Origin of the sequence: Streptomyces sp. NBC_00075 (assembly GCF_045041225.1) — a bacterium.
GTDB classification, from domain to species: Bacteria; Actinomycetota; Actinomycetes; order Streptomycetales; family Streptomycetaceae; genus Streptomyces; species Streptomyces adonidis.
The window spans coordinates 10,288,649-10,303,248 of sequence record NZ_CP108243.1 but is presented as its reverse complement, the minus strand read 5'-3'; the positions used below and the strand labels follow the sequence as shown (position 1 = coordinate 10,303,248).

Annotated in this window: 11 protein-coding genes; 6 read left to right on the top strand and 5 right to left on the bottom strand. The window is 72.9% G+C overall.

What is annotated here, in order from left to right:
- Positions 1 to 14 precede the first annotated feature (14 nt).
- Positions 15 to 1,625, bottom strand: a complete 1,611-nt coding sequence (gene lnt, locus OG787_RS45075; protein WP_405539239.1) for an apolipoprotein N-acyltransferase — start codon at positions 1,623 to 1,625, stop codon at positions 15 to 17.
- 361 nt (positions 1,626 to 1,986) lie between these two features.
- On the opposite strand from lnt, the gene OG787_RS45070 reads away from it, so the two are divergent.
- The gene (locus tag OG787_RS45070; RefSeq protein WP_405539238.1) at positions 1,987 to 3,057 is read left to right on the top strand and encodes an O-antigen ligase family protein; all 1,071 of its coding nucleotides are present in this window, start codon (positions 1,987 to 1,989) and stop codon (positions 3,055 to 3,057) included.
- A 24-nt stretch (positions 3,058 to 3,081) separates the two neighbouring features.
- On the opposite strand, the gene OG787_RS45065 is transcribed toward OG787_RS45070, so the two are convergent.
- The gene (locus OG787_RS45065) at positions 3,082 to 3,633 is read right to left on the bottom strand and encodes a hypothetical protein (RefSeq protein ID WP_369031895.1); all 552 of its coding nucleotides are present in this window, start codon (positions 3,631 to 3,633) and stop codon (positions 3,082 to 3,084) included.
- 62 nt (positions 3,634 to 3,695) lie between these two features.
- Positions 3,696 to 4,481, bottom strand: coding sequence for a glutamate racemase (locus OG787_RS45060; protein ID WP_369031896.1), 786 nt, complete (start codon positions 4,479 to 4,481; stop codon positions 3,696 to 3,698).
- Between the two features lie 70 nt (positions 4,482 to 4,551).
- Between OG787_RS45060 and OG787_RS45055 the strand changes: the two genes are divergently transcribed.
- Complete coding sequence (locus tag OG787_RS45055) at positions 4,552 to 5,718, top strand: glycosyltransferase (protein WP_405540769.1); 1,167 nt, start codon at positions 4,552 to 4,554, stop codon at positions 5,716 to 5,718.
- A 10-nt stretch (positions 5,719 to 5,728) separates the two neighbouring features.
- Here the strand turns inward: OG787_RS45055 and OG787_RS45050 are convergent, their stop codons facing one another.
- Positions 5,729 to 7,000: a TerD family protein gene (locus tag OG787_RS45050; RefSeq protein ID WP_405540768.1), complete on the bottom strand. Its 1,272-nt coding sequence runs from the start codon at positions 6,998 to 7,000 to the stop codon at positions 5,729 to 5,731.
- Between the two features lie 275 nt (positions 7,001 to 7,275).
- Here OG787_RS45050 and OG787_RS45045 point away from each other — a divergent pair, with 275 nt between their 5' ends.
- The 4 genes from OG787_RS45045 to OG787_RS45030 all read left to right on the top strand — a co-directional run bounded on the left by OG787_RS45045 (position 7,276) and on the right by OG787_RS45030 (position 11,908).
- A complete protein-coding gene (locus OG787_RS45045; protein WP_369031898.1) occupies positions 7,276 to 7,722 on the top strand; it encodes a DUF6643 family protein in 447 nt (148 codons plus the stop codon).
- A 40-nt stretch (positions 7,723 to 7,762) separates the two neighbouring features.
- On the top strand, positions 7,763 to 8,587 hold the full coding sequence (locus OG787_RS45040) for an MOSC domain-containing protein (protein ID WP_369031899.1): 825 nt from the start codon (positions 7,763 to 7,765) through the stop codon (positions 8,585 to 8,587).
- A gap of 159 nt (positions 8,588 to 8,746) precedes the next feature.
- Positions 8,747 to 9,352 carry a hypothetical protein gene (locus OG787_RS45035; protein ID WP_369031900.1) on the top strand — a complete coding sequence of 202 codons (606 nt, stop codon included), beginning with the start codon at positions 8,747 to 8,749 and terminating at the stop codon, positions 9,350 to 9,352.
- A gap of 117 nt (positions 9,353 to 9,469) precedes the next feature.
- On the top strand, positions 9,470 to 11,908 hold the full coding sequence (locus OG787_RS45030; RefSeq protein WP_405539236.1) for a right-handed parallel beta-helix repeat-containing protein: 2,439 nt from the start codon (positions 9,470 to 9,472) through the stop codon (positions 11,906 to 11,908).
- On the opposite strand, the gene OG787_RS45025 is transcribed toward OG787_RS45030, so the two are convergent.
- Complete coding sequence (locus tag OG787_RS45025; protein ID WP_369031902.1) at positions 11,878 to 14,244, bottom strand: hypothetical protein; 2,367 nt, start codon at positions 14,242 to 14,244, stop codon at positions 11,878 to 11,880. The two genes, OG787_RS45030 and OG787_RS45025, sit on opposite strands and share 31 nt — an antisense overlap.
- Between the last annotated feature and the right edge of the window lie 356 nt (positions 14,245 to 14,600).

Below are 14,600 nucleotides of genomic sequence, written 5' to 3'. Positions count from 1 at the left end.
CCACCGGCGTACGGCTACACGCCACCGGCGCGCCGCCCGCGCACACCGGCGCCGATCGCCCAGCCGAGACCGCCGGCGGCGACCAGGACGAGGAGCATCTCGGGCAGGATGCCGAGCTTGGTGGCGGGGGTCTCGGAGGAGCGCAGCGGCACCTTCTGGACGAGCGAGTCGGCCACGAACATGCCGGTCTTCTGGGTGATCTTCCCGTCCGGCATGATGATCGCGCTCACGCCGCTGGTCACCGGGACGGTGACGGTCCGGCTGTGTTCGACGGCGCGGATCCGGGACATCGCGAGCTGCTGGTAGGTCATCTCGCTGCGGTCGAAGGTGGCGTTGTTGCTCGGTACGGAGATCATCTGGGCGCCGTGGGTGACGGTGTCGCGCACCGCCCAGTCGAAGGCGGCCTCGTAGCAGGTGGCGAGGCCGACCTTGGCGCCGTCCATGGTGAACACACCGGGCTTGCTGCCCCGGCTGAAGTCCTGGTGGACCATGGTGGTCCAGTTCTTGTTGATGTGTTCGAGCAACGAGCGCAGCGGGAGGTACTCGCCGAAGGGCTGGACCTGCCGCTTGTCGTACGTGTCGGTCGCGCCCTTCTCCGGGTCCCAGAGGATCTGCTCGTTGTAGAGCTTGCCGCCGCGTTCGACGACGCCGCCGACCGAGATGGGCGCGCCGATCGCCTTGGCCGCGTTCTCGATGACCGCGGCGGCGTCGGGGTTGGCGAAGGGGTCGATGTCGGAGGAGTTCTCCGGCCACAGGACGAAGTCTGGCTGGGCGACCTTGCCCGCCTTGACCTGGGCGGCCAGCCGCTCGGTCTCGCGCGCGTGGTAGTCGAGGACGGCACGCCGCTGGGAGTTGAAGTCGAGTCCCGCGCGCGGGACGTTGCCCTGGATGACGGCGACGGTCGCGGTGCCGTCCTCGGCCTTGTCGCTGACCAGCGTCCGCGCGGCCAGGGCGCCCACCACGGGGACGGCCACGCTCAGTGCGGCGACGACGGCCGCAGCGCGCGGCACTGCACCGGTGCGGCGCCACTCGATCACCTGGCGCACGATCTCGTACAGCCCGAATCCGCACAGGACGACCGCGAAGCCGAGCACCGGGGTGCCGCCCAGCGCGGCCAGCGGCAGGAAGACGCCGTCCGCCTGGCCGAAGGCGATCTTGCCCCAGGGGAAGCCGCGGAAGGGCACGCGCGCGCGTGCCGCCTCGCCCGCGATCCACACGGCCGCCGCCCACAGTGGCCATCCGGGCAGCCTCGACACGGCGGCGACACCCGCGCCGACCAGCGCGACGAAGACCGCCTCGACGGCGACCAGCGCCAGCCAGGGCCCCGAGCCGACCTCCACGCCGGTCCACACCAGCAGCGGCAGCAGGAAGCCGAGACCGAAGAGGTAGCCGAGACCGAGTCCGGCCTTCCAGGACCGGCCGCGCAGCACCCAGCCGAAGACGCCGAAGGCGGGCAGGGCGAGCCACCACAGGGTGCGCGGCGGGAAGCTGACGTACAGCAGCACTCCGGCGAGCGCGGCGGTGGCGGCCGGCCAGAGGCGCAGCAGCCGCGCGCGGCGCGAAGCGGGCGCGAGCTGCGGTTCGAGCTGGTCCGGCTCGGTGGTGGAAGGAGCGGTGGCGGTCACTCCGGGAGTGTACGGCGCCTGCGTAAGACGCCGACAGCACGGTCCGGCCCGTGGGAGGGGGCCCGCCCGGGCCAGGCTGCCGCAGCTGGGCGGCTGCGCCACCTGGTCGCTGATCACGGCGGCCACACACGACGGCCGCCCCGAGAGCATGCTCCTCGCGGTGGCCGCCGGTCACGGGTCAGGCCGGATCTGCGGGGCCCCGTTACGGCAGCCGGGCCCGCCCCGGCCCGTCCGCCGCATCGTTCCTGCGTAACTCGTCCACAAATGGCGCACCAGCCGTTACCGTGTGCCGGAGCCTCTGACGTGCGCGCCGGTGACGGCCCGCGCGGTCGGGGCCCGTCACAGGTCGGGGGGCGGCGGGTTGGGTTCCACGGGGAGGACGTCTGCGGCCGACGCGGCGGCGGACGGCGAGAGACGAAACGTTTCCGACGCGGCGGGCGTCGTCGTGCTGGGCGTGTGCGCCACCTGGTCGCTGATCACGGCGGCCACGCACGACGGCCGCCCCGAGGGCGTGCTCCTGGCGGTGCTCGCGGTGGCCGCCGGATACGCGTCGGGCCGGATCTGCGGGGCGCTGCTGCCGGTCGCCGCCCCCTGTACTGCGGCGCTGGCCGGGCTCGGTCTGGCGGTGGCCGCCCCGCACACCCTGCCGGGGCCGCAGATCGCCACCCCGCCCGGGCATCTCGGGGCCGTGGCCGCGCTGCTGGTACTGGCCACGGGCTCCGCCTGCTGTGCGGCCTGGGCGGCCCGCTCTCCCCTGTTGCGACTGGCACTCCGCGCCCTGGCCGCCGGAATCACCGTGGCGTCGCTGGTCCTCGGCCCGATCGCCGGTTTCGCCCTCTGTGCGACCGTCCTGCTGTGCTCGCTCGCCGCCGACCACATGCGGAGCCGGGGCGTGGGCCTGGCGGGGCTGGCGCTGGCGACGGCCGTGGTGACCGGGACGGCCTGGGCGGTCGCCGAGGACGTCCTGCCGGACGGGCTCGCCGACTCGCTGGAGGGGCAGCTGAGCGGTCACCGGGTCGGTCTGTGGCGCGACGCCCTGCTGCTGGCCCACCGGGATCCGGCGCTGGGTGTGGGCCCCGGCAGGTTCGCGGAACTCAGCCAGACGGCCTCGCAGGCGCTGCCCGCCGAGTCCAGACCGCACTCCGCGCCGCTCCAGCAGGCGGCCGAGCAGGGTGTGGTCGGCGTGGTCCTGCTGGCGGCGGTCTTCTGCTGGGTGCTGTACGCCCTGTGGCGCACCCCGCGCCCCACGCCCGTCGCGCTCACCGCGGGCGCGGCCCTGACGGGTCTGGCCGTCCTGGCGACGGTCGGCAACGTGCTGAGTTTCACCACGGTGACGGCGGGCGCGGGCCTCCTGGCGGGCCTGGCGACGGCCCGCCCCCTGGCCTACGAGACACCGGACACGACAACGACACGCGCGCGGGAACGCCGTTAGAATGCCGCGAGGGCGACGGGAACGTCAGTGCGTGGCCCCGGCCGCGCCGGACCGCAGCCGGTCCCGGATGACGCGAACGGCCGCCTCCGCGTTGTCCACCGTGATCGTGAACGTATGCCCGTCCCCGAGACGCAGCACCAGACCCTCGCCCCGGCGTACGACGACCGCGGTGCCCTGGTGGGGGCGCCAGCGGTAGCCCCAGCCGCCCCACTGCCGCGGGGTGACCCTGGCCACGAAGTCGGCGCCGACGATCTGGGACAGCGGGATACGCCGGCGCGGCAGGCCGATGTGGCCGCAGCGCACTTCGAGGGAGTCCTTGTCGACCTTCACGGCGACGTGCACGAACGCGATGGTGCCGAAGAGGACGAGCAGGCCGGCCGCGATGCAGCCCACGACGGACATGGCGAGCGGCGCGACGCCGGACGTCCATGCCGAGTCGACGGCCAGTTCGATACCGAGTGCCATGAAGGCGCAGCCGCCGAGGGCCAGGATCCACTGGGCACGGTTGGTCGCCCGGCCGGTCCAGACCTCGGTCGGGGTGGGGTCGACGTGTTCGTCGTGGGGGTGGTCCCTCATGCCTATGAGACTACTCAGGTTCCGCTGCGCGGGCAGTGGCTTGCGGAGGGTGACTGCTCCGGTCAGCGGACGGGGGTGGCCGCCTGGAGCAGCCTGCCCTCCTCGTAGGCCAGCGCGGGGGCGGGCAGCGGGCCCGCGACGCCGTTCAGCAGCGCGGTGAGGGTGCCGTCGGCCGGCGCCTCGGGGGCGGGGTGGGCGCCGAGCCTGCGGAGCGTCTGGGCGGCCACCGCGCCCGCCGAGCCGTGCAGGACGAGCGGCGGGCTGCCGGCCTGCTGCACGGCCGCGCGGATGCGCTCGGCGACGAGTTCGTAATGGGTGCAGCCCAGGACGACGGTCGTTACCTCGTCGGGGGTGAGGGCGGCCGCGGCGGCGATGGCGGCGTCGATCGCCGTCTCGTCCGCGTGTTCGACGGCTTCGGCCAGTCCCCAGCAGGGCACCTCGGTGACCGCGACGCCTTCGGCGAAGTTCTTGATGAGGCCGCGCTGGTAGGGGCTGCCGGTGGTGGCGGGGGTCGCCCAGATCGCGAAGGGCCCGCCTCCCGCGGCGGCGGGCTTGATCGCCGGGACCGTGCCGATGACCGGCAGCTCCGGTTCGAGGCGGGCGCGCAGGGCGGTCAGGGCGTGCACGGTCGCGGTGTTGCAGCCGACGATCAGGGCGTCGGGCCGCTGCGCGGCGGCGGCCTCGGCGACGGCCAGGGCGCGCTCGGTGAGATCCTCCGGGGTGCGCGGACCCCAGGGCATGCCCGCGGGGTCCAGGGAGAGCACGAGATCCGCGTCGGGCCGCAGCCGCCGTACCGCCGCGGCCGCCGGCAGAAGTCCGATTCCGGAGTCCATGAGCGCGATCTTCACCCGGTCACTATAAACGGCGTGCCTTCGCGGCCCTTTGGGGTGGGGCAGACTGCGGCGGGTGAGCGCCGTTGTGTGGATCGCCGTCGGATCACTCGCCGCCTGGCTGTGGCTGCTGCTGTGCCAGGGCTTCTTCTGGCGTACGGACGTCAGGCTGCCGTCGTACGAGCGAGAGCCGGAGACCTGGCCCTCCGTATGTGTCGTCGTTCCGGCGCGCGACGAGGCCGCCGTGCTGCCCGCGAGCCTGCCGTCGCTGCTCGCGCAGGACTATCCGGGGCGGGCGGAGATCTTCCTGGTCGACGACGGCAGTTCGGACGGCACCGGGGAGCTGGCCCGGGAGCTGTCTCGGCGTCACGGTGGGCTGCCGCTGACCGTGGACTCGCCGGGTGAACCGCCTCCGGGCTGGACGGGCAAGCTGTGGGCCGTACGCCATGGCATCGGGCTGGCACGCGCGCGTGGACCCGAGTTCCTGCTGCTCACGGACGCGGACATCGCCCATGCGCCGGACAGTCTGCGGGAGTTGGTGGCGGCGGCGCGGGGCGGCGGCTACGACGCCGTGTCGCTGATGGCCAGACTGCGGGTGGAGAGCGTCTGGGAGCGGTTCGTCGTACCGGCGTTCGTGTACTTCTTCGCGCAGCTCTATCCCTTCCGCCGGATCGGCCGGAGGGGGTCGCGGACGGCGGCTGCCGCCGGTGGGTGCGTGCTGCTGCGTACGGAGACGGCCGAGCGGGCCCGGATCCCGGACGCCATCCGGCAGGCCGTCATCGACGACGTGGCGCTCGCGCGGGCCGTCAAGGGCGGCGGGGGCCACATCTGGCTGGGGCTCGCCGAGCGGGTGGACAGCGTGCGGCCCTATCCGCGGCTGCACGACCTGTGGCGGATGGTCTCGCGCAGCGCGTACGCGCAGTTGCGGCACAGCCCGCCGCTCCTGCTCGGTACGGTGCTCGGCCTCGCCCTGGTGTACCTGGTGCCGCCGTTCGCCCTGCTGGCCGGGCTCGTCACCGGGACGACGGCCGCGACGGTGTGCGGCGGGCTCGCGTGGCTCGTGATGGCGGGGACCTACGTCCCGATGCTGCGCTACTACGGGCAGCCGCTGTGGCTCGCTCCCCTGCTGCCGTTCACGGCCTTCCTGTACCTCCTCATGACGGTCGACTCGGCGGTACAGCACTACCGGGGGCGCGGCGCCGCCTGGAAGGGCCGGACGTACGCACGTCCGGAGGCCGCCACGGACGAGAGCTGACCGGCCTGCCTCACTTGCGGCCCGGGGTCCAGTTCATGCCCCAGCCGTAGGCGTGGTCGACGGTCCGCTGCGGGCTCACTCCGCGCTCGGGCACGAGATAGCGGGCCTCGCGCTGGACCATCAGATCGCCGCCCGTGTTGGTGATCAGAGCGAGCGCGCACACCGTGGAGGGCACCGTGCACTCGTCGAGCGAGAAGTCGACGGCCGCGCCGTTCGCCGGGGTCAGGGTGACCGTGGCGTGCAGGTCGGCGAAGGAACGCGCGCCCGCGTAGATGGTGACGAAGATGAGGATGCGCCGGAAGGCCTGCTTGTGGTCCAGGTTGACGGTGAGGTTCTCGCCGCTCGACATGGCACCGGTGCGGTCGTCGCCGTCGAGGTGGATGTACGGCGGCTGGTGCAGCGCCCCGAAGGCGTTGCCGAGGGACTGTACGACGCCCTTGCTGCCGTCGGAGAGTTCGAAGAGGGCGCACAGGTCGAGGTCGAGATCGGAGTGCTGGGCGATCGCGCGGCCGAGTTTGCTGCCCCACCCCGAGAACTGCTTGTGCACCTGCCAGTTGAGGTTGACGCGCAGCGCGCCCGAGGTGCCGCCCTGCTTGGTGAGCGAGACGGACGGGGCCTCCTTGGTGAGCGTCACCTTGGTCAGGCGTACCGGCGTCGCGGCAGGGGCGGGCGGCGCGGGCGGTGCGACCGGCGGGCGCATGGTCACCGGAGGTGCGACGGGCGGAGGCGTGGGGGCGGCCTGCGGGGCGGGCGTCGTGTGCTGAGGCTCGTCCACGGTGATGCCGAAGTCCGTGGCCAGGCCCGCCAGGCCGCTGCTGTAGCCCTGTCCGACCGCGCGGAACTTCCAGGCGCCCTGCCTGCGGTAGAACTCGCCGAGCACGAACGCCGTTTCGACACTGGCGCCCGCGTTGTCGAAGCGGGCGACCACCGTGCCCTGCGCCGCGTCCCGGACCTCGATGTACAGATCGGGGACCTGCCCGAACGTTCCTCCGTCGGCGGAGGCGGCGAGGATCACGGTCTCGACCGCGGGCTCCACGCGCGCGAGGTCGACGAGCAGGGTGTCCGTCACCCGGCCCCCACTGTCCCGCTTGCCCTCGTGCCGGACCGCCCCGGAGGAGTGCACGGGCTGGTTGTAGAAGACGAAGTCGCCGTCGGAACGGACCTTTCCGGCCACCAGGAGCAGCGCGGAGGCGTCCGCGTCGGGGACACCCGGTCCGGAGCGCCAGCCCAGCTCGACCCGGAGCGCCGCCGTGGGCACCGGGACGTTCGATCCCTTGGACATTGACATGGCTGCCCCCATCTCTGATCGCCTCGCGGCCCAACCTATTCTCCCGGGCCTGTGAACTCCTGTTGAACTCCCCTGACGAACGCCTGGGGAACGCGGGGCGACCCGTCGGTAACCCGCCCGGAACCTGGCCTTTACCTGATCTCAGCATGAGCTGGTGCCCCTTTTTGGCAAGTTCGCTCGCATTGGGGGTCCCACGTCACTGCCGACACGGAAAACAACCCTCTTATCGGTCTCCCCAACCAGCTCATCGTGGGCTTAACTTATGTGCCATGACCTCCCCCCGCTCCACCTACGGCGGCGGCTACTACTCCGCCTTCCCGGACACCCCGATCTACGACTCGCTCGTCGCCGAGCGGGGGACCCCGCAGATCGCCCCGATCCGGGTGCCCGCCGCGTACGACACGGGCAGCAGCTTCAATCTGCCCGCGCTGCCGTCGGCGCTCCCCGCGCTGCCGGCCGGCCCGTCCCAGCAGACTCCCTCCTACGGCGGCGGCTACCCGCAGGCGCAGCAGCCCTCGCCGCTTCAGCAGGCGCCGGCCGCGTACATCCCGCAGCAGGCACCGCCGCGCGGCTACCCCGCCGGTGCGGGCCAGCCGATGCAGCAGCAGCGTCCGGCGGCGGCCACCGGCTACGAGGCGATGCGCCCGGCGGCTCCCCGCCCGGCCCCCGCGCCGTACCAGGAGCCGTACAACAACCAGCAGTACCGCGGGTACTGATCTGCCCCCCGGAGTGTCCGTGCCTTGGCACGATGGCGGTATGGGGAACGCGGAGCTGCACTCGATTCACATCCATCCGGTCAAGGCGTTCCGGGGCGAGTCGCCCCGGCAAGCCGAGGTGGAGCCCTGGGGGCTGGCCGGAGACCGACGCTGGGTCCTGATTGACGCCGGGGGAAAGGTCGTCACACAGCGCCAGCAACCGCGTCTGGCACAGGCCGCCGCCGAGCTTCTGCCCGGCGGCGGAATTCGTCTGTCCTCGCCCGGTCGCGCGCCCCTGACCGTGCCCGTCCCGGAGGTGACGGACACGACGACGGTGGACATCTTCGGCACCAAGGTGGAGGCCGTGCCCGCCGGTGACGGGGCCCATGCGTGGTGCAGCGGATATCTGGGCGAGGACGTACGTCTCCTGCACATGGACGACCCGGCCACGCGCCGCGCGGTCGACCCCGGGTTCGCGCGGCCCGGCGAGACCGTGAGCTTCGCCGACGGCTACCCGCTGCTGCTCACCACGCTCGCGTCGCTGGACGCCCTCAACTCCCTGATCGCGCGGGGGGATCACCCGCAGGAGGGCCCGCTGCCCATGAACCGCTTCCGGCCCAACGTGGTGGTCGCGGGGACCGCCGCCTGGGCCGAGGACGGCTGGTCCCGGATCGCCATCGGCGAGGTCGCCTTCCGGGTGGCCAAGATGTGCGGGCGGTGCGTGGTGACCACCACCGACCAGGAGACCGCCGAACGGGGACGGGAACCGCTGCGCACGCTCGGCCGCCATCGCCGCTTCGGCAACCAGCTGGTGTTCGGCCAGAACCTGGTCCCCGAGAACCCCGGGACGATCCGGGTCGGCGATCCGTTCAGGATCCTCGCGTAGGCGGGAACACCGGCACGGGGCCTGACCGTTGGCTTTGGTGAGAAGTTCACGAGACGGCCGGTAAGAGCCGGTGAGAGGTGATTTCGCTCTCTCTTCGCCCGGCTTTGTGCGTGAACTGCTCCGACCGGGGTTATCACGGAGCGGGAAGGGGGTGCGGCTTTGCGGGCGATCGGCGGACTCTGGCGCTGGCGGCACAATCCACTGCGCCGCGCGACCGACCTGGCCGAGGCCTGGGTGGCGCTGACGGCCCTGCTGCTGATCCTGCTGGCGGCTCCCCTGATCGGCCTCCTGATCGGCGGTGTCGCCCAGGACGCGCTGCAACAGGCCGTACGGGACCAGCGCGCGGCCCGGCATCTCGTGACGGCCACCGTGGTCAAGAAGCTCGCCCGCTCCGCGCTGGAACCCGATCCCGAGACGTCCTCCGCGCAGTCCGCGAGAAGCCGCGTGGAGGCCGACTGGACGGGGCCCGACGGCACCGAGCAGCACGGCAAGGTCCTCGCGAACCTCAAGTCCCCGCATCCCGGCGACCACTTCACGCTGTGGACGGACGAACAGGGGCGAATAACCGCCCGCCCACTGGACACCGCCACCGCGACGACCCACGCGGTTCTCGCCGGCTTCGGCGCGACCGTCCTGTCGGCCGGGTTCGTCGAGGGCGGCCGGCGCCTGATCGTCTGGCGCATGGTCCGTCGCCGGTACGCCCGTTGGGACCAGGCATGGGACCGGGCCGGACCCGACTGGGGCCGGACCGGGACCGGCAGTTGACCTCGTTCCGGCTCTGGTCAACCCACCGTGCCCGCGCACGCTACGGTGGACCGGCCGACATCGTTCGGCACCTTCCGCGACATCCCGCGTTCCACGAGGTGGGGGCACAGCAGCGCCATGGCACAGGGCACGGTCCAGGTGACGCACACCGGCACATCGAGGTGGCGGCGCCGCACGGGTGAGTACGCGTCGCTCGCCGCCGCCCTGGAGGCCGCGGCGGACGGTGACGTCCTCACGGTCGCCCCCGGCACCTATCGGGAGAACCTCGTCGTCCAGCGGGCGGTGACGCTGCGCGGCCCCGAGGGTTCCCCCGGCTCCGTACGGATCGCGCCCGTGGACGGGGTGCCGCTCACCGTGCGGGCCTCCGCGGTCGTCCAGGACCTGCATGTGGAGGGCCAGGACTCGACCGCGCCTGCCCTGCTCGTCGAGGAGGGCACACCGGAGCTGCTGGACCTGCGGATCGTGACGCGGTCCGCCGCCGGCATCGAGGTGCGCGGCGGCGCGAGACCGACGGTCCGGCGCTGCACGGTCGACAACCCGGCGGGCGCCGGAATCGCCGTACTGGACGGCGCGGGCGGGGTGTTCGAGGAGTGCGAGGTCGTCGCGGCCGGACAGGCGGGCGTGACCGTGCGCGACGGCGGGCATCCGCGGCTGGAGCGCTGCCGAGTGCACCACGCCTCGGGCGTCGGGCTGTCCGTCTCGGGCGAGAACTCGGCGCTGGAGGGCGTCGGTTGTGAGGTGTACGAGGTCAAGGGCAGCGGCGTCCAGGTCACCGGCCGCGCGACCGCCCACCTCACCGACTGCGATGTGCACCGGACGTCCGCGGACGGCGTCACGCTCGACACCGACGCCGTACTGACCCTGGCCGACTGCCGTATCCACGACATCCCGGAGAACGCGGTCGATCTGCGGTCCCGCTCGGTCCTCACGCTGACGCGCACGACGGTGCGTCAGTTCGGGCGCAACGGGCTGTCGGTGTGGGACCCGGGCACGCGCGTGGACGCCAACCAGTGCGAGATCTTCGACAGCACCGGCGACTACCCGGCGGTGTGGATCAGCGACGGCGCCACGGCGGTCCTCGAGTCCTGCCGGGTGCACGACGTGCCGGACGCCCTGTTCGTGCTCGACCGGGGCTCCCGCGCGGACGTCGTCGACAGCGACCTCACCCAGGTCCGCAACACGGCCGTGTCGGTCAGCGACGGCGCGACCGCCCAGCTCGACGACTGCCGGATCAAGGACGCGGCGACGGGCGCCTGGTTCCGCGACCACGGCAGCGGCGGCACGCTGAACGGCTGCACGGTGGTCGGCACGCAGACGGGTGTGATCGTCACCAAGGGCGCCGACCCGACCGTCGAGCGCTGCACCGTCGACTCCCCCGCCGAGGCGGGCTTCTATGTGTCGGCGGGCGGCCGGGGCAGCTTCCTGAACTGCCGGGTGACGGGCAGTGAGGGCTATGGCTTCCATGTCATAGACGGCTGCCGGACGACGCTGACGAAGTGCCGTACGGAGCGGTGCGCGCGCGGTGGTTACGAGTTCGCGGAGGGCGGGCCCGGCACGGCCCCCGGTGGCGGTCCGGTCGTCGAGGACTGCACCAGCGACGAGAGCGCGGCTCTGCGGCCGTCCCCGGTGCCGGAGACGGCCGTCCAGACGGTCACGCAGTCGCCGGGGCTGCTGGGCTCGATCCCGGGCCAGCGCGCCACCGAGCAGGAGTCGGCGGCCACCGCCCCGGAGCCGGAGAAGGCCGCGCGGTCCTCGAAGGACGTGCTCGGTGAACTCGACGCGCTGGTGGGCCTGGAGAGCGTCAAGCGCGAGGTGCGGGCCCTCACCGACATGATCGAGGTCGGCCGGCGCCGTCAGCTGGCAGGCCTCAAGGCCGCCTCCGCCCGCCGCCATCTGGTCTTCACGGGCTCCCCCGGTACGGGCAAGACGACGGTCGCGCGGCTCTACGGTGAGATCCTGGCCGCGCTCGGCGTCCTGGAGAAGGGCCATCTCGTCGAGGTGTCCCGGGTGGACCTGGTCGGCGAGCACATCGGTTCGACGGCGATCCGCACCCAGGAGGCCTTCGACCGGGCGCGCGGCGGTGTTCTGTTCATCGACGAGGCGTACGCGCTGTCCCCGGAGGACTCCGCCCGTGACTTCGGCAAGGAGGCCATCGACACGCTGGTGAAGCTGATGGAGGACCACCGGGAGGCGGTCGTCGTGATCGTCGCGGGCTACACGGCCGAGATGGACCGCTTCCTTTCCGTCAACCCCGGTGTGGCGTCCCGTTTCTCGCGGACCATCACCTTCGGCGATTACGGCCCCGAGGAACTGCTGCGGATCGTTGAGCAGCAGTCGGAGGAGCACGAGTACCGGCTCGGCCCCGGCTCCCCCGAGGCCCTCCTGAAGTACTTCACGGAGATCCCCAAGGGAGCGACGTTCGGCAACGGCCGTACGGCCCGGCAGACGTTCGAGGCGATGGTCGAGCGGCACGCGGGCCGGGTCGCCCAACACCCCGAGCCGAGCACGGACGACCTGACCCTGCTCTACCCGGAGGATCTGCCCGAGCTGCCCTGAGCGGGCACCCCTTCGCGGGGCCGCAGCCGCTTCAGCAGTTCCTCGCGCTCCTCGGCGAAGGCCGGGTCGGCCTGGTAGTCGGAGTGGCCGAGGATCGGCGCGGGCAGCGGATGCTTCTTGGTACGGCCGTAGGAGAGCGGGTCCTTGAGCGGTGCGCGGTCCACCTCGGGGCCGCAGTCGCCGGGCAGGTGTACGGGGCCGCCGATGGGGTCGGTGAGCCGGTACAGGTTGCGCCAGCAGGCCACGTCGTGGTGCAGCGAGGTGAGCGCGGCGGGGCCGAAGTGGGCCGGGAACCAGCGCCCGTACAGGCGCTCCAGCGGTGAGCCGTACGTCAGCAGGGCGACGCGCTTGCGCACGGACGGCTTCAGCTGCCAGGCGGCGGCCGCCGCGAGGACGCTGCCCTGGGAGTGCCCGGAGATGACCAGCCGGCCGCCGGTCTCCTCGGTCCAGGTGGCCATGCGCCAGGTCAGGTCGGGCACGGCCCGCTCGGCGTAGCAGGGCGGCGCGAAGGGGTGGGCGGCGCGCGGCCAGAAGGTGCCGACGTCCCAGAGGATGCCGATGGTGCGCCGCGCGGAGGCGTCCTTGTAGGCGCGCCGCCCCCAGGTGACGAACAGCAGGAAGCCGACCCCGATCAGCCAGGACCCGAGAGCCTGGGCGGTCTCGGCGGCGCCCTGGACGACGGCGTACGAGCCGTGCGAGGCGTCTCCGGGCGTGTCGTCCGTGAGCTGGGCCCCGGCCAGTGCGGCGGCGCCCAGGAGCAGCGTCACCGCGGAGGTGATGCCGAGGATGCGGGGTGCCCGGTCCGTGAGGGCGGCCATCGCGCGCGTGCTCGCGATCCGGCGGGTACGCGCGTCGTCCATACGCTCCCCGGAACCGTCGTCGTAGTCCCGTTCCACGGCCTCCAACTCGCCGCGGCGCAGTTGCAGGGTGCGCCGGGCCAGCCAGCCGATCAGGCCCAGGACCACGAGGAGGGCGGCCGGGATCACGGACGCCTGCCAGGTCAGCAGGACGGGCGGGCCCGCGATGGTGCCGCCGGTGCCGTCCAGCCAGTCGGCGACGCGCTGGGACACGCCACCGGACATCACGCCGCCGAGCGCGCAGGCGAGCGTCGCGACGGCGGGTCCGGCGAAGCCGCGCATCGCGGCACGCGGGTCGGGATGGGCGCGGTACAGCAGGTGGGCGACGACGGCCAGGCCGAGGACGAGAAGGCCCTGGAGCAGCGCGATGGTGCCGAAGGTCGTGTCGCCCGGCAGCCGTCCCGTAGACCGCCACCCGGGGCGCGACCAGCCGGCGTACACGGCCGTCAGGAGCAGCAGGGCGAGCGCGGCGCCCGGGAGGAGGCGGACGAGCCGGGCGTCGAGTTCCTGGTCGAGGCGTCTCTCGGTGCGCCCCCGACGGCACACCACCCACACCACGGCGACGGCCCCGGCGATCAGCGCCACGTCCAGGAGCCGGGACAGTGCTTCCAGGGCCGCCGGACCGCCGGGTTCGCGGTCGTGGCGGGAGGCGGCGGAGCCGAGGGCCGCGGCGACCGTCAGCAGGCCGGCCGCGGTGTGCGCGGCGCGCAGCCGGGCGACCAGTCGCCGCCCGTACCAGAACCCGGGCCGCCCCAGGGCCGTACGGATGTTGTCGTCGGCGGCTTCCGGGGCGTGGGTCAGCGGTTTCTGGGACTCGTACGCGCTCCAGGTGCGGCGGGACAGGAACCACAGCAGGCCGGTGAGCGCGGCGGGCACCACTGCGGCCAGGGCGAGGCGACGGCCGGGCTCGCTCCACCAGCCGCCGTCCGACTCGGTCGGTGAGAGGAAGCCGAGCCAGGAGTGCGCCTCGGCGCACGCGCGCGTGCCCGCGCACTGCCAGGCCGTCAGGTCGAGGGCGACCTCACAGGCGGCGGCGACCAGCAGGACCGTGAGGGTCAGACCGGCGAGGCGCACCAGGAGGCCGTACAGCCGGACCGTGCCCGGTCGGTTGCGGGCCGTGGGGCGCATCCAGTGGGCGAGGTTGACCACCATGAACGGCAGCAGCAACAGCCACAGGGCGCGCGTGCCGTTGCCGGAGGTGAGGTTGCACCAGACGTACGCCTCGCGCACCGGTGCGCCGTCCGGGTCGACGGGACGGTCCTCCGCGTCCGCGTCGTCCACGCGCCGGAAGACGGCGGCTGTGTCGTCGCCGGTGACGCGGACGGTCCGTGGATCGTTGAGCATCTTCTCCGGCGTGGCGCCGCCCACGCCGTGGACCAGCAGTTCCAGGGCGATACCGCTGGTCGCCCCCGTCTCCTCGGGCGGCCTCGCCGCGCCGTTCGCCCCGGACTTCGAGGCTCGTTCCTGTGCCTGTTCCACTGTTCGCACTTCCCCCGTTGCTCGTACTTCCCCCGTGTCACACCGACGGCTGTCGTCCGGTCCGGGAACGATGCCGTGCGGGACTGGAGGATCTCCGCCGAGTGGGCTCCGTACACCTCTCGTCACGGAATCTCCCCGATCCGTGTGACGTGCGAGGAGCCCGTGTTGCCAGAGTGACATGTTCGCGTCGTGACGGGCAGTGGCGCGACGAGTACCGGCCCATGCGAGTATGGGACGTCCGCCGGGCCGGTAGCAGGAGGAATGTCCTTGTCGGAGCGGGTTCGCAGCAGGTTCGCAGCGGGTGTGCGGGACGTGTCGGAGATGGTGGGGGCAAGTGGACCGACAGGCCCGGAGGA

What these genes read in the sequence shown, in the direction of transcription:
- OG787_RS45065 (WP_369031895.1), bottom strand. Translation starts at nt 3,633, where the DNA reads ATGAGGGACCACCCCCACGACGAACACGTCGACCCCACCCCGACCGAG.
- OG787_RS45050 (WP_405540768.1), bottom strand. Translation starts at nt 7,000, where the DNA reads ATGTCCAAGGGATCGAACGTCCCGGTGCCCACGGCGGCGCTCCGGGTC.
- OG787_RS45045 (WP_369031898.1), top strand. Translation starts at nt 7,276, where the DNA reads ATGACCTCCCCCCGCTCCACCTACGGCGGCGGCTACTACTCCGCCTTC.
- OG787_RS45040 (WP_369031899.1), top strand. Translation starts at nt 7,763, where the DNA reads ATGGGGAACGCGGAGCTGCACTCGATTCACATCCATCCGGTCAAGGCG.
- OG787_RS45030 (WP_405539236.1), top strand. Translation starts at nt 9,470, where the DNA reads ATGGCACAGGGCACGGTCCAGGTGACGCACACCGGCACATCGAGGTGG.